This is a genomic window from Terribacillus sp. FSL K6-0262, assembly GCF_037977385.1.
Classification (GTDB): domain Bacteria; phylum Bacillota; class Bacilli; order Bacillales; family Amphibacillaceae; genus Terribacillus.
The window spans coordinates 564,760-584,317 of sequence record NZ_CP150277.1; the positions used below are offsets into that span (position 1 = coordinate 564,760).

16 protein-coding genes are annotated in these 19,558 nt (G+C 48.7%); 4 read left to right on the forward strand and 12 right to left on the reverse strand.

The annotated features are described in order from the left end of the window. Nucleotides 1–54: 54 nt before the first annotated feature. Nucleotides 55–669, forward strand: coding sequence for a PH domain-containing protein (locus tag MHI54_RS02885; protein ID WP_095216429.1), 615 nt, complete (start codon nucleotides 55–57; stop codon nucleotides 667–669). Between the two features lie 35 nt (nucleotides 670–704). Here MHI54_RS02885 and MHI54_RS02890 read toward each other — a convergent pair whose 3' ends face one another. Continuing rightward, nucleotides 705–980 carry a GNAT family N-acetyltransferase gene (locus MHI54_RS02890; protein WP_340082267.1) on the reverse strand — a complete coding sequence of 92 codons (276 nt, stop codon included), beginning with the start codon at nucleotides 978–980 and terminating at the stop codon, nucleotides 705–707. Between the two features lie 98 nt (nucleotides 981–1,078). Between MHI54_RS02890 and MHI54_RS02895 the strand changes: the two genes are divergently transcribed. Then, nucleotides 1,079–2,473, forward strand: a complete 1,395-nt coding sequence (locus MHI54_RS02895; protein WP_095216431.1) for a DUF2254 domain-containing protein — start codon at nucleotides 1,079–1,081, stop codon at nucleotides 2,471–2,473. A 32-nt stretch (nucleotides 2,474–2,505) separates the two neighbouring features. On the opposite strand, the gene addA is transcribed toward MHI54_RS02895, so the two are convergent. The 4 genes from addA to MHI54_RS02915 all read right to left on the reverse strand — a co-directional run bounded on the left by addA (nucleotide 2,506) and on the right by MHI54_RS02915 (nucleotide 11,088). Then, on the reverse strand, nucleotides 2,506–6,231 hold the full coding sequence (gene addA / locus MHI54_RS02900; protein WP_340082268.1) for a helicase-exonuclease AddAB subunit AddA: 3,726 nt from the start codon (nucleotides 6,229–6,231) through the stop codon (nucleotides 2,506–2,508). Then, entirely contained in the window at nucleotides 6,215–9,718 is a 3,504-nt protein-coding gene (gene addB, locus MHI54_RS02905) for a helicase-exonuclease AddAB subunit AddB (RefSeq protein ID WP_340082269.1), read from the reverse strand. The genes addA and addB overlap by 17 nt, the downstream gene beginning before the upstream one ends. 128 nt (nucleotides 9,719–9,846) lie before the next feature. Continuing rightward, nucleotides 9,847–10,389 carry a signal peptidase I gene (gene lepB / locus MHI54_RS02910; protein WP_095216434.1) on the reverse strand — a complete coding sequence of 181 codons (543 nt, stop codon included), beginning with the start codon at nucleotides 10,387–10,389 and terminating at the stop codon, nucleotides 9,847–9,849. Between the two features lie 54 nt (nucleotides 10,390–10,443). After that, nucleotides 10,444–11,088, reverse strand: coding sequence for a TVP38/TMEM64 family protein (locus tag MHI54_RS02915; protein ID WP_095216435.1), 645 nt, complete (start codon nucleotides 11,086–11,088; stop codon nucleotides 10,444–10,446). Between the two features lie 200 nt (nucleotides 11,089–11,288). On the opposite strand from MHI54_RS02915, the gene MHI54_RS02920 reads away from it, so the two are divergent. Then, the gene (locus MHI54_RS02920; protein WP_095216436.1) at nucleotides 11,289–11,678 is read left to right on the forward strand and encodes a hypothetical protein; all 390 of its coding nucleotides are present in this window, start codon (nucleotides 11,289–11,291) and stop codon (nucleotides 11,676–11,678) included. Here the strand turns inward: MHI54_RS02920 and MHI54_RS02925 are convergent. The 4 genes from MHI54_RS02925 to MHI54_RS02940 form a co-directional block, all read right to left on the reverse strand. Then, nucleotides 11,626–12,150, reverse strand: coding sequence for a competence protein ComK (locus MHI54_RS02925; RefSeq protein ID WP_340082270.1), 525 nt, complete (start codon nucleotides 12,148–12,150; stop codon nucleotides 11,626–11,628). The genes MHI54_RS02920 and MHI54_RS02925 overlap by 53 nt on opposite strands. Before the next feature lie 127 nt (nucleotides 12,151–12,277). After that, a complete protein-coding gene (locus MHI54_RS02930; RefSeq protein ID WP_340082271.1) occupies nucleotides 12,278–13,447 on the reverse strand; it encodes a M48 family metalloprotease in 1,170 nt (389 codons plus the stop codon). 52 nt (nucleotides 13,448–13,499) lie between these two features. Then, nucleotides 13,500–14,495, reverse strand: coding sequence for a lipoate--protein ligase (locus MHI54_RS02935; RefSeq protein ID WP_340082272.1), 996 nt, complete (start codon nucleotides 14,493–14,495; stop codon nucleotides 13,500–13,502). A gap of 91 nt (nucleotides 14,496–14,586) precedes the next feature. Further along, nucleotides 14,587–15,318: an MBL fold metallo-hydrolase gene (locus tag MHI54_RS02940; protein WP_095216445.1), complete on the reverse strand. Its 732-nt coding sequence runs from the start codon at nucleotides 15,316–15,318 to the stop codon at nucleotides 14,587–14,589. Nucleotides 15,319–15,474: 156 nt separating this feature from the next. Here MHI54_RS02940 and MHI54_RS02945 point away from each other — a divergent pair, with 156 nt between their 5' ends. Next, nucleotides 15,475–16,032, forward strand: coding sequence for a DUF6434 domain-containing protein (locus tag MHI54_RS02945; protein WP_340082273.1), 558 nt, complete (start codon nucleotides 15,475–15,477; stop codon nucleotides 16,030–16,032). Nucleotides 16,033–16,053: 21 nt separating this feature from the next. Here MHI54_RS02945 and hemY read toward each other — a convergent pair whose 3' ends face one another. From hemY to hemE, 3 genes are read right to left on the reverse strand one after another with little or no spacing between them, the layout of a single operon-like run. Beyond that, nucleotides 16,054–17,475, reverse strand: a complete 1,422-nt coding sequence (gene hemY / locus MHI54_RS02950) for a protoporphyrinogen oxidase (RefSeq protein ID WP_095216523.1) — start codon at nucleotides 17,473–17,475, stop codon at nucleotides 16,054–16,056. Further along, nucleotides 17,468–18,415: a ferrochelatase gene (hemH, locus tag MHI54_RS02955; RefSeq protein WP_095216522.1), complete on the reverse strand. Its 948-nt coding sequence runs from the start codon at nucleotides 18,413–18,415 to the stop codon at nucleotides 17,468–17,470. The genes hemY and hemH overlap by 8 nt, the downstream gene beginning before the upstream one ends. A 15-nt stretch (nucleotides 18,416–18,430) precedes the next feature. Further along, nucleotides 18,431–19,480 (reverse strand): uroporphyrinogen decarboxylase, encoded by a 1,050-nt coding sequence (hemE, locus tag MHI54_RS02960; protein ID WP_340082274.1) that lies wholly within the window; start codon nucleotides 19,478–19,480, stop codon nucleotides 18,431–18,433. Nucleotides 19,481–19,558: the final 78 nt, after the last annotated feature.

Consider the following 19,558-nt stretch of genomic DNA (forward strand, 5'->3'; position numbering starts at 1 on the left):
TCAGAATTGCTAAAATCAGTATATCACATGCTGCATAGCAGAAAGGATTAATTTATGTTTAAGAAACTAGCTTCCGATGCTTTAGGTCTCTCCGATATTGGTACGATCATTTCCCCGAATGATTATGATAAGACAGATGCTGATGATTACGTGATGAATGAAGATGATGAAAAGATATACTTCCTGATCAAAACCAAACAGGATGAATACTGCTTCACGAACCTTTCCATCATCCACGTCGACGGCGATAGTGCTGTCTCATCCAAGCGCACACTGCGCCGTTATCCATATTTGCAGCATCGCATCAGCAATGTCTATTTGGAGACGGCCGGGAAAGTCGATCTGGATATCGAGATTAAATTCTCCATCGATGATCAAGTGATCAGCATCGATGTGAAGAAGGATCAAATCGATCAGCTGAAGGATCTTTATAAAGCGCTTCTGCGCATTGCGGAAATCAATTATGAAAACAGCTTATACACAGACATGGCCCATACCAGCTTGGACAAGGCAGCCGCCATTTTGCAGCAGTCCCGCTACACGGACGGCACCTTGGATGATACATACCGGAAGCTGACCGAATTCGGCTTCGAATGGCTGTCTGCTACAAAAGATAAATACCACTCACATGATTTCGGGGCTGTATACGAAAAATACATCAATAACTAAAAGAAGCGTGACTCGCAGCATGCGAGTCACGCTTTTTATGATGGTCCTTCCCATCTCCCGTCATATTTCGTATCCGAGCTCAGGACTTCCTGTGCAAATGGACATACCGGGACAATCTGTTTCCCTTTTTCATTCGCATATGCTGCTGCATGATCGATCAAATCCGTCCCTAGGCCTTTCCCCTGCTTATCTTCCACCACCATTGTATGTTCAATGACAATATCATCCGATTCCCGGAATGTCACTTCTGCATCCGGCCGTTCCGTATCCCCGATATAAAATCGTCCTTTCCCTTGTTTGATATCAGCCATCCTATCACTCCTTTGTGCCTTTACTCTACCCGCTTGGAGAGCCGGCTATTCATCTGGCCGTCTATGGTTTGCCATCTATGAATGAGGGGTAAAATCCTATGATCAAACACAAAAGAAAGGCGTTCTTTATGTTTATCAAATTTTTCCCCAGATCCATCAGAAAATATCTGCATATGACACGCAGACAGCGTAAACATGAAGTACAGCTCAACCTCTGGATGATGCCGAGCCTTTATATTGCAGGGACAATCATTCTTGTGGCAATTCCGTTATTATTGGATTTATATTTCGATTTGCCTGCCAAAACCACCGGCTTCTTCAATGCATCCGCCTCCAACACTGGTACTCTTGTCAGCGCGCTGGTCAGCGGCACATTGCTTTTGGCTGCCTATACATTGAACTCCATACTGGTGGTATTGACGAGCTTCAGTTCAGAGTATTCGCCGCGCATGCTCTTTAACTTCATCTCTGACCGTACGACACAGCATATTCTCGGACTCTTTTACGGGAGCTTTGTCTTTATGCTCGTCTCTTTCTTGTTCGTGACGAACAGCTCCAGGGATTATTTCACCGCTGTGCCTATTTCTTGTACAATTGTCACCCTGACAGCGGTGATTGCCTTTGCTATCTTTGTCAACCATACGACAACCTGGATGCAGATGCATAACATAGTGGATGCAATGAAAAGCGAGTCGGAAAGGATCATTCAAACCACGTTGATCGATGAACTGGAGCCATATCGTCGTGATGAACCCGGTTACACATTTGAAGATTACCCAGGCTATACCTATAAGGCCTCCAATTCGGGCTATATCCAGCTGATCAACTTTGTCGATATGATCAAGCAAGCCAAGGAAGACGATGTTATCGTGAGGCTGGATGCAAAGGCCGGTGACTTCGTTTTAAAAGGCAACCGTTTGTTCAGTTATCGCGGGCCAGGTGCCCAAGATCTGCAAATCGGCAAATATAGCAAAATGATCCAAATCGGACATAAACGTTCTGAGATTCAAGACGTGGATATGAGTATGAACAAACTAAGCGAGATAGCAATCAAGTCCATCGGTAATGATGATCCGACTTCCGCTATCAATACCTTTCATCAAATGGCTGATCTGATGATCAATATGGATGCATCGACGACATTGCATCCTTATTTGCAGGATGAAGATGGACAGACACGCGTCGTTTATAACACTGTGACTTTTTCCACTTATCTGCATGAAGGCTTCGGCCGCATTCGGCATTACACACAAAAGGATTATCTCTTGATTGTGGAAATGATCCAGATTTTCATCCGGATGGCAGATTCCATTTCCGAAAAGAATCACTCGATCATCTGGGAATTCGTCCAAGATACGATTTTCCATATTCCGCAAACCGCATTCTACCGATCTGATCGGATTCGGCTGCTCCATTGTTTGAAGCAGCTGGCAGATGTCACCGGGAAAGAAATGGATTATTACGAATTGGAAAGGCATCTCCAGCCAAATTAAAGAAGGAGACAGCACGCTCGCTGTCTCCTTTCTTATACTTGCCGCAAAAAACCTTTGTCAAAGAAATAAAGATACTTCTCCTTGACTGGTTTCTTCCAGATACGTTCGATTGCAAGAGCATACAATTCAATCTGCACCCGATATTTCTCCGTCAAGGTCTCAGCTCTTCTGGCCGGATCTTCTCCATAGAGTGTATCCGTCTTGTAATCCAGCAGCACAAGTCCATCGTCCTCCACAATGATTTGATCGACTACCCCCTGGACAACAACCTTATCGGAAGCTGCTCCTGTCCAGTCGCTGTACAGTTCATTAGCGGGCAGCGCCAGTGTGAAAGGTGTTTCCCGATAGAAGTGCTCAGCCCGGCGCAGACGATTTGCTATTGGTGAATCAAGGAAATCAAGGATCCTCTCCACATCGATCGACGCAGCAGCCTCTTGCTGCAAGAATTCCTTCTCCACTAATTCTTGCAGGTACTCCTCGAGCTGCTTCTTATCCCATTCCTTCCGGATATCAAGCTGCTGCATGACAGTATGGACCGCACTGCCCCGTTCAGCCGGCGTGAGTTCCTTCGATTCCTGCAGGAAATGCGGCCTGCTGGCAATCGGAGCTCTTTGCTGGATCCGGTTCACTACGCGGATATCGCTGTAGCTGTCCCGTATTTCCCGCTGCCGCTTGATTTCCGTCACAGTCTGTTTTGCCCGGAATCTTGTTGCCTCTGAATGCGGATATTGATAAGTCAGGCGGTTCTCGACTTCGGCTTTCCAATCAGCATCCTCTTCACCAGGCTTCCACTCCGTGATGCGCTGAAGCAGCTCTTGATTGGCTTCTTCCTCTTGCTCTTCCGATGTAAGGTAATCTTTGCTTTCTTGGAGGCGTATCCTCCATTCCGAGCGATCAGCAGTAATTTCTGCCGGCAGCTGCATGGACAGCTCCCCTTCCCGGAGCTCCATCGCTTGCTCATGCCGCAGCAGGGCCGGCGCAACCCAATCCAAATAGGAGGTCGCTTCCAATCGAAAATGCGAAGGTAATACCCAATCTGGATGATCGGCAACCCGCCGCCATTTCTGAAGCTTCTTCTCCAAAGATGCAACATTCCCGACCATGACCAGCTTTTCCTTTGCACGCGTCAACGCAACGTACAGCACCCGCATTTCTTCGGCCAGGGATTCCCGCTGCTTCTCCGCTTTTAATGCATGATAGATCAAAGTAGGATACATGAGCCGCTTCACCGGATCGATGTATTTGCTGCCAAAGCCCAGATCTTTATGCAATAAATAACGTTCCCTGAGATCCTGCTGATTGAATGTTTTATCCATCGCACCTGTGATGACAACAGGAAACTCAAGTCCTTTGCTTTTATGGATGGTCATGATCCGGACAACATCTTCCTGTTCCCCCAAAGCCTTCGCAGCTCCGAGGTCATCCCCTCGTTCTTCCATACGTTCTATGAATTTCACAAACCGGAACAGACCGCGGAATGATGTATTCTCATAATTTCTCGCCCGATCATACAGGGCACGAAGATTTGCCTGTCGCTGCCTTCCTCCCGGTATGCCGCCTACGAAATCATAATATCCCGTCTGCCGCATGATGGACCAAATCAGGGTCGATAATGCCCCCTGCCTTGCTTCCATCCGCCAAGAACGAAGCCACTCGAGCAGCCGCTCGATTTTGATCGAGATGGCATCATCCGTTGTCCGTGCATACGATCTGGCTGCATCATAATAGCTGCTCCGCTGATCCGCCAATCGGATTTTAGCTAAGTCATCCTCTTTCAGACCGATGATGGGGGAGCGTAAAACAGCAGCGAACGGTATATCCTGCAGCGGATTATCGATGATCTTCAGCACACTCATCATCACTTTGATCTCGATAGCGTCAAGATAACCTGTCGTCAGCTCGGCATATACCGGGATACCCTGCTGCTTCAGTTCTTCCATGATGCTTGGTGCCCAGGTCATGGATCGGAGGAGTATGACGATATCCCGATATTGGATATCACGCTGCTGCTGCGTGGATTTATCGACAACTTGCATCGCAGCATGCCCTTCATGACCGATCCATTGCTGAATCATCCTCGCGTAAGCACGCCCTTCCAGCTGGGCTTTTTCCAAGTCCTCCACCGTTTCCGTGTCGGTGTCGGCTTCTTCCATTTCTTCCGTACCATCCCGATTGATGATGACCAGCTCCACATCGGCATCATCATGCTTCAGCTCATCATACATTTTATTTGCGTAGATAAGCTCTGCTTCCTTTTCATACTGCATTTCCCCGACATCCTCGGAGAACAGCTGGCGGAAGATATAATTCGCGCCATCCAGCACCTGCTTCCGGCTGCGGAAGTTGCTGGCCAAATCGATGCGCATGCCTGGATTATCCGGTTCGGAAAATGCCTTGTACTTATTCAGGAACAAAGTCGGTTCCGCGTGCCGGAATCGATAGATGCTTTGTTTGACATCCCCGACCATGAACATATTCCCGCTGCCTTTACGATCGGATAGCAGCGTGATCAGCGTTTCCTGTACAAGGTTCGTATCCTGGTATTCATCCACCAGCAATTCCTTGAACCGGCTTTGATAGGTTTCGGCAATGCTTGACGGAATGATTTGATCTGGCGTGCTGTCATCATCGATCAGCACCTCCAGACAAAAGTGCTCCAAATCGGAGAAATCCACCAATGCCCGTTCCCGTTTCTCCATTTGATAGCGGCTGCGGAATTGCTTGACGAGCAAAGCAAGCTGCTTGATCGACGGATAAAGCTCGAGCATATCTGCCAGATAGACTTCCAGCTTCCGTGAAAACCAGTCCCCGGCAAGCTTCCCCCATCTCTTTTTATAGGAATCACGCAATGCTTTTGCCTGGGCTTTCTTTGTATCATCACAATCGACTTTTTTACCGGAAAGCCTGCCGAAGGACTGCTCCTTGATGAAATCCACCGCGTCATCCCAGCTGCCTCCTACAAGACTCTTGGCTTCAGCAATGAAATTCCTTTCCGCTTTGAAAGTGTCTGCGTAATGATATGGTCCATCCGGCTCGCATGTCAGTGCGAGTGCCTGATCGGCCTCCTGCAGCATGGCCTGCAGCTGATCGTTTGCTTCCCGCTTCAACACTTGCAGCCAAGGAAGATCACCCTCATCCTTCACATCCGAAACATTATACAGCTCCGCCATTCCATCCAGCCACGCATCCGGATACGGATTCTGGGTAGCAAAATCATATAATTTCAGAATCAAATCTTCTACTTCCAAGTCATTGCGGTCATTGCTGAAGCGATCGACGACACCGAAGAAGGCCGCTTGCTCATCGCCTTCCTTACCGTACCATTCCTCCAGCAGCTCACCCATGACCTCCTGACGGATCAAATCTGCTTCCAAATCATCCGCGATTCGAAAACCTGGATCCAAATCCAGCAAATACGCATATTTGCGCACGACATCCAGGCAGAATGAGTGAAGCGTGGAAATGGACGCATGCTGCAGCAATGATAGCTGCTTGCGAAGATGCTGGGATGATGGATTCGCCTCCAACGCCTTTTCGAGAGCCGATCCGATCCGGCTGCGCATTTCTTGCGCTGCTGCATTCGTAAAGGTCACGACAAGCAGCTGATCAATGTCCACCGGATCCTCTTGATTCACAAGCTTCTGGATGATCCGTTCGACAAGGACAGCCGTCTTCCCCGATCCCGCTGCTGCCGCCACCAATATATCATGTCCTTTGGCATCGATTGCCAACTGCTGTTCCTCAGTCCACTTCACCATGTCGCTCCACCTCCTTCTTGATGCTGTTCAGCACTTCGTCATCCTTCATATCCTTGATGGCACGATATTTATTACCGGCAAGTGATGCATCGAACTGGCAAACCGCCTTGAATTCACAGAATGTACAAGCACTTTGATCATGGTGCCGATATGGATTCAAATGCACGCCGCCATTGGTGATATCCAATCCCGCTTGCTCCATCAAAAATCTGGTATGCTGCTGCAGGGCGCGGAACGTGTCTTCATCCGCCGTCTGGGATCCTGCCCTGAACCCGCCATCCTTCTTCAGGCCAGCCGGGATGATTTTACTCATACCCGATTCGAGTGATGTATCCATCATCCGGGCAACCGATTCCTGCTCAAGAAGCATGCCTTGCATTTTGAATTTCTTGAAAATCTCTTCTTCGATATCAACCTGCGACCTGCTTGATTGAGATATCAGCGGGTTGTGCACATGGAAATACAGCACCCCCGCAGGAGTCGCCTTGAGACCTAGCCATTCCTCTGAATGTGATAGGACAACATCCAGATAGGCGAGCATCTGCAGAGCCAGACCATAGTACACCTCGGTCAGATTCAGCGCCTTGCTGCTGGATTTATAATCGATTATGCGAAGGAACAGTTCTTCCTGTTCGATCGCCTTGTCAACCCTGTCGATCCGTCCCCTCAGCTGCACATCATAGCCGTTTGGCAGTGCGATCTCAATCGGAGGCAGTGTCTTGTCCTCGCCGAAATCAAGCTCAAGCCCGACAGGGGAGAACTTGCTTTGCCTTGCCTGCTCACTCAGTGTATAGGCAGCCCGTGCAATGATTTCCTGCAGCTTCTGCTGGATGTACTTGAAGCGGTTGGAGCTATGGAGTATCTGGTTCTGCAGCACAGGCGCGAGATTCCCCATTGCCCGCTTCGCGTAACCAGCGGCATCGTTTCGATTAAGCTGCGCATAATCCCTGCCCTCCAGCTGCACCCAATCGGTGATTTGCTTCAATGCCTCATGGAAAAGCTGACCGATATCCGGGGCGTCCAATTTGTACGTCCGTCTGTTTTCCAAACCGAGACTGTACTTGGCGAAATGCTGATAGGAACATCGATAGTAAGTTTCCAGGCGGGATACACTTGCTTTCACCTTTTTCGGGAAAAGCTGCTCCTTTGTCTCTTCCTTCAAATCTTCTGCCTCATTTCGGTAAAAGAGGCTTTGAAGGATCCTTCCCGTCAATTCACCTGCGCTTTCCTGGCGAATGAACCAGTTGAGCACGCTATCCCAGATCGGATGGATCGGATAGCTGCGCAATTTACGGGCAAGCTGCGTCGTAAGCGCAGACCGGGTCTGATCGATGGTTGCAACAAAGCGGGCCGTATCCAGGCTGTCCTCCGGATCCTGAAGCATACGCTCATCGCAGCACCAATCGAATAAATCCTTCATGCGCTGTACGAGCGAAGACGCCATTTTCGCCTTTCCTTCCTGATCACTGATCGGATAGCTTACCCAAAGCCGTTCACTTGCTGCCGTAAAAGCGAGATACATATAAAAGCTTTCATCCAGGAGCTGGCGCTTGCTCCCTGCTGCAAGCTGCAAACCGTATACCGCCAGTACTTCCCGATCCTCTTCACTGATGAGTCCGTCATTCCTGGGCTTCATCGGCCACACACCCTCGTTGACCCCAAGCAGGAACGCACATTTCAATCCGCTCACCTTGCTATGATCGATTGTCCCGACGATCACCTGATCCAGACTGGGCGGGATATGGGCGAATTCCAGCGATTCGAAGCCGGTTTCCATCGTATGACGGAATACTTGCAGGGAAACGCGCTCTTCGCCGACTATCTCCACGGCTTCATCCAGCAGCTGGAGCACGGCATCCCAGACCTGGTCTTGTTCCCTTGCCCTTTCCAATTCACCACGCTCATCGAAAGTGACTTGCATTTCTTCCAGGCGCTGCGGCACTTTCAGCTGTTCCAGCCAATCGTAAACCGCAATCGAGCGTTCACGGAATGTCTTGCCCTCCCGCAGCTTCCGATCGAATTTCTTCATCGCTTCAGCTACCTGCCGGCGATAATGATTGATCCGTTTCTGCGTTTCCAATTCCTTATCCGTCTGCCGGGTCGATTCAAAGCCGCGGAACCGCTGGAAGATCCAATCTTCTTTTTGCAGCCAGCGATCCCTGGAGCGGATGCCATATTCCAGACAGTAATTCTCCAATTCATCTATCGCTTCTTCCGTCAGCGGATAGACTTCATCGCTTGATGGGATGAAGCCGGTCTTCAAGACGCGGAACACGGCCTCATAACGCCAATTCCCATCGACCACTTCCATTCCGGAACGGATCAATTCCAGCAGCGGATGGTGGATCATCGGCTTTTTCTGATCGATGAATACTGGAATATGATAATCCTTGAACACCGTTTCAATCAGCTCGTGGTACACATCCGCCTGTCTCAAAAGCAATGCTATGTCCTGATAACGATAGCCCTTCTCCCGTACAAGTGTGATGATTTCCTGCGCCACCCCTTCGACCTCCGCCCTCGGATGGACTGCCTGCGCCAGCGTGACCGGTACTTCCCCTTTCAGTGATGGTGCGGGGCGAGTTTCAAAATGCTTCTCCAAATGCAGGAAGGCAGGGTTATGGCCAAAACGTCCCTCCTCCGGGCTCAGCTGCTCGATGGAGGTGATCGGAACATTCCGCTCCTGTGCCGTCTGTTTGATTTGAAGAAATGTATCGTGTGTGCGGGCGAACAAATCAAGCTCATCTACATCCTGACGGTTCGCTGCGTCCAATGTAAGTGTCACGGTGACTTGCTCGGCTTCCGTCATCAGGGCACCGATTACCTCCAGCTCCTGCGGCGTGAATTGATGGAAACCATCCAGATAGATTTCCGCCCCTTTCACAGACCGCGACAGCGGGATTTTGGAAGCCAATACTTGCAGCTGATCCTCGCTGTCAATATATTTATCGCGCAATAGCGCGGTCAGACGATCGTATATATAACTGATATCCTCCAGCTTATCCCGAAGCGTGCGTTCCGGGGAGTGCGGCAGCTGAAACTGCTCCATTTCCTGTATTTGGGCATGAAGAAGCTCCGGCGTAACCCGATATCGCTTCAGCTCTGTGATCATGCTTTCCAGCTGCCCCATGAAACCATTCTTCTCGATCGCTTTTTGGAAGACATTCCAGTCGGATTTCCGTTCCTCGGTGATTTTCCGGAGCATCATCTGGATACCGGTCGAGCTGATGAACTGCTTGGTCGCACCGCCTGTCTCCTGCAGAATATACCAAGCCAACCGCGACAAGCTGTACACTTGTGCGCGGATGCTGCCCTCTACGCCGGTTTGTCTGATCAGCGCCTGCTCCTGCTGAAAAGTCATCTGATCCGGAACGAGATAAAATATATTCGGCCCCATCGGATCTTCGTTCAATTTGGCTGCTATCTCATCCAGACAAGCCCGGCTTTTCCCTGCCCCAGACCGGCCGACGATAAAACGTACACCCATGCTACACTTCACTCCTGTCTCCCAAACTAGTAATCTTATTTTATCATGTTCCGTCGCTGAAAGGAAAACAAACGCGTACATTTGTTCGATTGCATATATTGGAAAAGCTCCTTATCCAAGATAAGGAGCTAAGCACCAAGGCCCGTTGCAGACATTGGCCAGAATTGGGCATCCACCTTCCCGACAACCTGTTCAATCGGAATGAAACCAAATGCACGGCTGTCCAGGCTGTCGCGGCGATTATCCCCCATGACGAACAGCATTCCATCCGGTACAGTCGTTTGCCCGGTCACATCCTCCAATGTAAAATCATACGTCAATCGACCATCGATATCATCCTTATAGGCTTCCAGATAATGCTCCGGGCGGTATTCCCCATTCACGAACAGCCTGTCATTCCTCACTTCCAGTGTATCACCAGGCATTCCAATCACTCGTTTGACATAATCCTCATCTTCGGTTGCATGAAAGACGATGACATCAAAACGCCGAATACTATCTGCATCGTTCCTGAATTTGTTCACCATCAGGAAGTTGCCATCCTGCAAGGTAGGCTCCATCGACTCCCCTTCCACCCGATAATCCGCAAAGACCCATTCCCTGAAACAGACGAGCAAAAGCACGATGCCGGCAAACAGGAAGAAAAACCTCCAACGTTTTTTCTTTTTCATGTACTTTCCTCCGGTGTGAGTGTTTTGGAACACTTTACCCCGGCAGGTACAGCTTCAATCCTTATCGGACTGCTCCTGCTTGCCGTTCTTCTTCAATCTTCCTTCCACGTACTTGCCGATCATCCAAAACAGGATGATGGCAACGGCGACAACGACAGTCTTGATCGGATTTTCCGCAAAAGATGTCAGACTGTCCCCGATATAAGCAATCGAGAAGATCATCAGTGCCTTACCGAGAAATACTGCCAGCGCGAATTGCTGCAAGCTGATTCTCGATAACCCGGCAACGACATTGATGATAGCCGACGGGGAAAATGGGAAGCATAATAAAATGAATAGCGGACCGAAACCATGACGATCCAGCCATTCCGTTATTCTCTTAACTTGTTTATTATGACGCAGCCAATTGATCACCCGTGTATGGCGGTAGCGCCGTATCAGCCAAAAGACCGTGATCGCACCAAGTGACGTGCCAATCCATGAATACAGGAAGCCCCATAGCAGGCCGTACGCCACCGTATTCGTAAGCACGAATACAACAAGCGGCAAAAACGGCAGGAAAGCTTCAAAATAAGGAAGCAATATGCCGGGTATAGGACCCAGATTCTCATATCGATCCAGCAGGGATTTTACATAGTCGTCCCATGTTCCATTGCGGAACATTTCCATCAAATCGTTCCATCCAAAACCTAAGACCATCTAACCATTCTCCTATTCCCAGCTAAAAACATCTTTTTACCATTTTAAACGAAAAGCCCGAGCCTGCAAAGTCTGACAGGATAACCCCTTCTTTTCCTGCATTTGGTTGGTGATTAAATAATTACCTGTGCTATCCTGTTTCCGCTTCGCATAGCAATAGGATATAATGGAACTTATGTTCGCAATAGGAGGAAAGGCATATGCGCTGTCTTAGTGAGTCGGAATATAAGCTGGGATCCCGCTTCCTGTTTCTGTCCATGGCCATTGTTGTCCTGCAGCAGGATATCCGGATCGTGGAAGAAGGAAAACACAAGATAAAAACATATCTTTTGCATAACTTACAAGCAATGGAGAAAGCTGCGCTGGAGGAGCGCCGAAAGCTGCGCATCCAGCTCCGCCAGCGCAATATGCAGATTGTGACCGCAGAGAAGAATGACGCATTCACTACGTTTTTATTCATCACGAAGGAATGCGAGGAAAAGCGGAATTATTTCAATCCGGCAATACGGAAGAAAGTCGAAGCCATCCTGATGGAGCTCACACAAAAGGCTCTGCTATCTGATCCCCGCTGTACTTCCACAAATGCCTGATCCGCTTATCCAGCAGGAAACGGTATTGCGCAGTACGCTGGACCTGATTCATCATCGATCCATACGACACATCCAGGATAAGTGTGTGACCATTCTTGAAAGTAAGGCTTGTACGCTGATGGGCTGCGGCTTCAATCCGCTTGATATGGGAATGTGAAATCCAGGAGCATGTGTGGGCAAGAGGAGAAGAAGTGGGAAAGAAGTACATACCGCTGACGGGGTCAACGGATATCGGGGCTTTATGCGTTATTCCGCAAATTTCCTTCACCCCAGCCTGTCTGCCCTTCAAGCTGCTTCCATAGAACTTGCAGGCCACATCGATGAATTTGCTGGGAGAGGCACGAAAAGTGAAACTGTTCTCTGTCTCGAGCACCTCACAGCCAGGCTGTCCGTTTTCAAGAACCTTCGGAAGCACTGCCATTGTAAGAGGAGTAAGTTCAGCCACAGCCGGGCTCTGTTCAATCTGCTGCATCTTAAACATTCCTTTCTGATGCAGGAAAAGAAGGTTGTCTCTACAATAGCAAAATCGGGACAGAAAAACAGGGGAATCAGATTTTCTTAATGGAATCCTTACAAAAACAGGCAGAGATATAAAAACTCTACCTGTTTTTTTCATATTCCGTTATTTTTTCAATACGATCTCGATTGGAAGGATGAGTGGAACGCAGCCATTCAAAAACCGGCCAAGGATCTGGATCGCCTTTGGAGACCTCCTGCATCTTTTCGAACATGCGGATGCCTGCTGCTGTATCAGGTGCATGCTCAAGTGCATAATCATCGGCCTGACGCTCCATCTCACGTGATACATAAAGGGATACAGGGGTACTTGCAAACTGCAGCAAGCCCAAGATCAAGAGAAAGAGCGGCACAGCCTGCAGCTGATGCGCAGTGATTTGCTTCTTAGCCAATATCTTGTCTGAGACCCTTTTGGTCACCCAGAGGAGAAGAAAGCCAAGAACCAGAAAACCGGCTGTTCCCCAATACACATGATGCAGTACGTAATGGCCGATTTCATGGGTGACAATGAACAGCACCTCATCTTCTGCCAATCCATCTATGGTTGTATCATACAATACGACACGGGCACTGCCGAACAAACCAGTTACATACGCATTATATGTCACCGTCTTTGCACTCTTATCGACCTCCAGGAGTGTCGCATCCGGGATACCCGCGGCATCGGTCAGCTGCTCGATATCCGTTCGCAATTCCCCATCAGGAAGGGGATGGAAGTCTTCATAGAGAGGATCGATCCACATCGGCTGGATGTACACGACGAAAATAGCGCCAGGGACGAGCAGAAGCCACAGCACGATCCACCAGCTTTTACGGAATCGTTTCATCAGGAGCTGCGATAGGAATACCACTGCCGTGACTGCCAGATAAAAGAGAAGTAAGCTCAGCAAGTATTCCCCTGCCCAATCCCCAAATGGCTGGACACTGATCTGCCCTTGGCGCGCATTCCAAAATCCCGCCAAACGGAATGGCAGCTGCACAATACCATACAAACCGGTCAAAAGGAGCAAGAAAACCGCTAATGCGAATAGCTTGGGAAGCCGCTGTTCCAACGAGGCTGCGAATTCCTGCAGCTTACTGTCCTTCCAGACTGCAAAAAGGAAAATGGGCAATAGCGGCAGCCGTGAAAAATAAACTGCATGCCCAATGCTGGCATATGCGCTGACATCCCGATTCAAATCGGGATAGGCCAGCAAAAAGAAACTCCAGATTGCCAAGAGATAGACGGCATAAGCAAACAGTACTTTTTTCATCCGATTCCTCCTGTAAAAAAAGAGACGGCCTTAAGGCTCGTCTCTTGCATGATCAATACATAAGATCGATGAAATCGTCTTTTTCGATCTTACCGAGGTAATGGCTCACATTCACATCCGCCAGCGCTTGCTGGATCGACTCACGCTCATAACGGACACCTCTTAGCTTTTCTTCCAGTTCACCGACTTCCCCGACACCGAAATAATCGCCGAATATACGGATCTGTTCAATGATGCCGTTTTTCACATCCAAGCGGATATCTACATTGCCTGAAGGGAATTTATGGGTCTGCTGAATATTGAAGCTCGGTGATTTGCCATAATTCCATTCCCATTTTTGATAACGTTCTTCGCTGATTTTGTGAATTGCTTTCCAATCGTCTTCTGTCAGCTTGTAACGCGGAACATCCTTCGTATCCTCGACATCGAAAATATAACGAAGCAGGATTTCCTTGAATTCGTGCATAGGGATTTTTTCATCCATGAATTCAGAGATATTCGCCACCCGGCTGCGGATGGATTTGATCCCTTTGGATTCGATTTTCTCTTTCTTCACCTTCAAGGCAGAGACAACATGCTCAATTTCAGAATCGTACATCAGTGTACCATGGCTGAACATCAGCCCGCGCGTGGAGAATTGCGCATTCCCGGAGATTTTACGTTCGCCGACAAGCAAATCATTGCGTCCTTTCAATTCAGCGGGGACGCCGAGCTTATTCAATGCATCCGTCACAGGTTTTGTGAATTTTGCGAAATCCTGGAAGCTATTGCCGTCATCTTGGGTGATGAAGCTGAAATTCAAGTTCCCCAAATCATGATATACAGCTCCTCCGCCAGAAAGACGGCGCACGACCTTGATGCCGTTATCATCCACATACTTCGTATTGATTTCTTCGATTGTGTTCTGGTTCCGGCCGATGATGATGGACGGTTCATTGATATAGAAAAGCAGGTATGTATCGTCCTTGCCGAAATTTTTCAGCACATATTCCTCAATCGCAAGGTTGATCCTTGGATCTGTGATTCCTTCATTATCGATAAAACGCAAAATAAAGACCCCCAGTGTCAGAAAATGTTTATCCTAGTAATATTCTACCGAATCATAAGCCCTTTATCAATCCAGACAAAATGGGAAGGTCTCACCCTTCCCATTCCAATCCTTCATATGCCAGCTTCACTTCACCGCTGAACACACTGCTTGCTTCCTCCAGAAGCTGCCGATGTTCGCCGAAATGCGGCAGATGACTCAGGAAGAGCGTCTTCACGCCCGCTTGCTCCGCAATACCGCCAACCTGCAGGCTGTTCATATGACCTGCCGCTTCCCCGTCCTGATGCTGATAAAAATTACAATCGGTGATGAGCAGGTCTGCACCTTTGCTGAACTCCGCCCATTCCTCCAAATAACTGGAGTCGGCTGTATAGACGATATCCGATACACCATCGGAAATCCGCATGCCATAGCAAGGTACGGGATGCTTCGTTTTCATGAAAGTAATCGCGAAGGGACCAATGCTCAAAATTTCATCCGGCTGATAGGCTATCCCTTCCGTGAATTTATGGCTCAAGCTCTTGAAGCCTGCCTCGTCCTCTTCATGGCCATATATCGGCAGCACATCCTCTGTTCCTCTCAAACTGTTCTGCACCTGCCAAACGTGCTGCAATGCACCAATGTCCGCTACATGATCCGGATGATAATGACTTACAACAACTGCATTCAAGTCCTTCGGATCGACAAAAGCAGGCATTCTGGATAGTGCACCGCTTCCACAATCCAGCAGCAGGGAATATCCATCCTTCTCCACTACATAACAGGAGCTGGCACTCTCCCTGCCAGGATATGCTCCCCAAAATCCTATTACTGTCAATTTCATATCAATCTGCACCTCTCCTTCTACTGATACCATTACCGATTTCCCTTGCCATTAATCCCTGCTTCCATAGGTCCTCCCTTTAGGGGGCTGGTCTACTTCATGCTTATATGACATAATATAACAAAAACAGAAAAAACGCATATGGGGGGATATCCATTGAGACCGGAATTGACACGAATGACAAAAGCAGATGATTTCTTGGATTATTATTGGCTGAAAGAAGAACTCGTCCAATTCTGCCGTGAAAACGGACTTCCTGCATCAGGTTCCAAAATGGAAATCACCGCGCGGATCGAAAGTTTCCTCCGGGATGGCAGCATGGAGAAACCGACCCAAGAACAATCCCGCAAAAGGAAGAAAACCGCTGAACCGCTCAGCCGCTCCACCATCATTACAGAAGATCATCGCTGCAGTCAGGATGTGCGTGCATTTTTCAAAAAAGAAATCGGCGAGCACTTTCATTTTTCCACTTACATACAAAGCTATTTCCGGGATAATGTCGGGAAGACATATGAAGATGCCATCCGCGCATGGCATGAAGAAGAAATCCGCAAGCAGGGTCCTGCATATAAAAAGGACATTGCTCCTCCATTCGAGTATAATCGCTTCATTCGTAAATTCTTTTCTGATCCCGCCAATAAAGACAAATCATGCGCCCAAGCTGTCAAGGCTTGGAACAAGAAAAAAAGCAGGCCTTATTCCCATAGTTCCTGACCATTGAAAAAAGCTTCTCCCTCAGGAGAAGCTTTTTTCACGCAAGTAAGCCAGTACGTTCTGTACAGCTTCCTCACCGCTGTCGATACAATCGGGAATACCGATTCCATCGTAGGACCCTCCTGCCAGGAATATGCCCGGCAAGTGGATTTTCATGTTGGCACGCACATCGGCAACGCGCTTCAGATGACCGACAACGTATTGCGGCATCGCTTTTTTCCAGCGGCTGACAACGGAAAAGAGCGGCTTGCTTTTTATTTTCATGATCTTGTTCAAATCCTTCAAGGCAATTTGGACGATTTCCTCATCCGATAAGTCCACCACTCCACTGTCATCGGGTCTGCCGACGTAGCAGCGAAGCATAACTTTGCCATCCGGTGTGGTACCTTCCCACTTTTTATGCGTCCATGTACAAGCAGTGATCCGATATTTACTGTTACGGGAGATAACGAAGCCCGTACCGTCGATATCCTTCTTGATTGCCGATGCATCGAATGTCATTGCTACCGTGGCAACGGATGTCGCCTTCATTTCCCTCAGCTGTTCCATGAAATCATACTGGCTCAGCATGCGCTGGACAGCAAAGAAAGGAGACGCAAGGACGGCGGCATCTGCACGATATACCTCGCCGTTACCGAGCAGCAGATGATAATGATCGTCTTTGCGCTCAATATGATCCACACTTGTTTCCAGTTGGACGGTTCCTGGATCAAGCTGCTTTTCCAGCCCGTCCACCAAGGATTGCAGTCCATTCTTCAAGGAAAGGAATGCACCTGGCGGCTTCACATTTTTCTTCTGTTTCGGAGGCTTCGGCATCGTGGCCTGCAGTCCTTTGATCACACTTCCGTACTGCTGCTCCACTTCATAGAACTTCGGATATGTCGCCATCAGGCTCAATTCATCGATATCGCCGGCATATACACCAGATAATAGGGGCTCGAGCACATTTTCCACCAGCTCATCGCCAAATCGGCGACGGAAGAATAAGCCCATGGATTGATCCTGTGCTTCTTTTCCTTTCGGCAGCATCGGTTCCACACTGATACGTGCTTTCGCCTTTGTTGACAAAAGGCGTGACTGATAGAAAGGTTTCAATTCCGTCGGCACACCCATGAAAGCACGTTTCGGCATTTTATGCAGTTTCTTGCCTGCCAATATAAAGGATTGACCTGTATTGTTCCGGACAAGATCCTTCTCCATGCCGATATCATGAATCAAGCGCGATGCTGATTCCTTACGTGCTAAAAAGGAATCCGGACCGCGTTCGATCATGAATCCATCTTTTTTCAGCGTCTCGATCTTCCCGCCAAGGCGGCTGGAAGCTTCAAACAGCTTTACCTCATAGTCCAGACGATAGGCGCGTATCTGCTTTTGCAGGTAATAAGCAGTCGTCAGGCCGGCAATGCCGCCCCCGACGATTGCAATCTGTTTTTTCTCAGCCATGTCGCTCAACTCGTGCCTGCTGATCCAAAACCACCTTTGCCAATGTATCGATGAACTGCTGATCTGTATTCGGCATTGCCGGACGGTAGTATTTTGCACCTAATTCGTCACACACGACCTTACATTCGTAGTCATTATCATAGAGTACTTCCAAATGATCCGCGATGAATCCAACTGGAGCATAGACGAAGGAACGGTAGCCTTTTTTCTCGTAAAGCTCGCGTGTAAGATCCTGTACATCCGGTCCAAGCCACGGATCAGGCGTGTTCCCTTCACTCTGCCAGCCAAGCTCGACATTCTTGATGCCAGTCTGCTCCTGGATCAACTCAGCTGTACGCTTCAACTGATCTGGGTATGGATCGCCATGCTGAAGGATTTTTTCCGGAAGGCTGTGAGCAGATACGATCAATGCTGCTTTTTCACGTTCTTCCTTGTCCATGCCAGCGAAAATTTCGGAAATCTTATCTGACCAGTGTTTGATGAATCCCGGCTCATCATACCAGCTTTCCACGGACGTAATCTGAAGGTTGCCAGCTTCGGCAGCTGCTTTTTGGGCACGCTCGTTATAGGATTTGACACTGAATGTACTGTAATGTGGTGCCAATACGAGGGAAATGGCTTCTGTGATACCATCCTTCGCCATTGCAGCAACACCGTCTTCGATCCAAGGCTCGATATGCTTCAGGCCAAGATAAGCTTTGAATTCGATGGCATCCTGCGCTTTGTTCAGCGCTGTTTCAAGTGCAGCAGCTTGTTCCTGCGTGATACGGGCAAGCGGGGAAATACCGCCGATTGCTTTATAACGGCTTGTCAAATCCTCCAGCATCTCCGGTGTAGGCTTATGTCCATGCCGGATATCCGTATAATAACGCTCGATATCTTCTTCTTTATATGGCGTGCCATACGCCATTACCAGTAAACCAACTTTTTTCTTTGTCATGTCTTACACCTCGGGTTAAAGAATAGAATTTTGTTTTGCGGAATACGAATGGATGAAGGTAGTCAGCTTCTTCAGCACACTTGGCTGTATTTCCGGCGTCACGCCGTGGCCAAGGTTGAATACATGCGGACCAGCCTCCCGGCCTTGATCCAGGATCGATTTTGTCCGCTCCTCCAGCACCTTCCAGTCACTTGTCAGGAACGCTGGATCGAGATTGCCTTGAAGTGTCTTCGTAATGCCTTTCTCTCTTGCTTCCCGGATGGATAGTCTCCAGTCCAAACCAATGACATCCACCGGCAGATCATTCCATTCCAATATCAAATGGCTTGCCCCCACACCGAATAAGATGAGCGGGACATTGGTTTCACGCAATTCACTGAAAATGCGCTCCATTGTCGGCTTGATATACATGCGGTAATCCGCAGCATTCAGCGCACCTACCCAGGAATCGAAAATTTGGATGGCAGACGCCCCCGCCTTCACTTGTGCTTTCGCATACGTGATGGATACTTCGGCAAGTTTGTCCATCAATGCGAACCATGCAGCAGGGTCACTATACATAAGCGATTTCGTTTTATGATAATTCCTTGACGGTCCGCCTTCGATCATGTAGCTCGCCAATGTAAACGGCGCACCGGAAAAACCGATTAACGGTACTTCCAGCTGTTCTTCTGTCAGGAGCTTGATCGTATCCAGGATATAAGGTATATCCCGCTCTGGATCCAAAGTGCCAAGCCTCTCCACATCCTGGACGCTGCGGATGGGGTTGGCGATCACCGGTCCGATTCCTGACTTGATATCGACATCCACACCGATTCCAGGCAGTGGCGTCATAATATCCTTATATAGGATTGCAGCATCGACATCGTACTGCTCGACCGGCAGTCTCGTCACATAAGCTGCAAGCTCCGGCTGATGCGTGATCTCAAACAAGGAGTATTTCTCTTTCAGCTCGCGGTATTCTTTCTGCGATCTCCCTGCCTGGCGCATATACCATACCGGCGTGTAATCCGTTGCTTCCCCGCGGAAAGCACGCAGCATTGTATCATTTTTGATCTTAGGCATAATCCTTCTCCTTCGTCTCCTCATTATCCGTTTCCAACTATACGAAATTTCATTGGCGTTTGCATACATTTGGCTCAT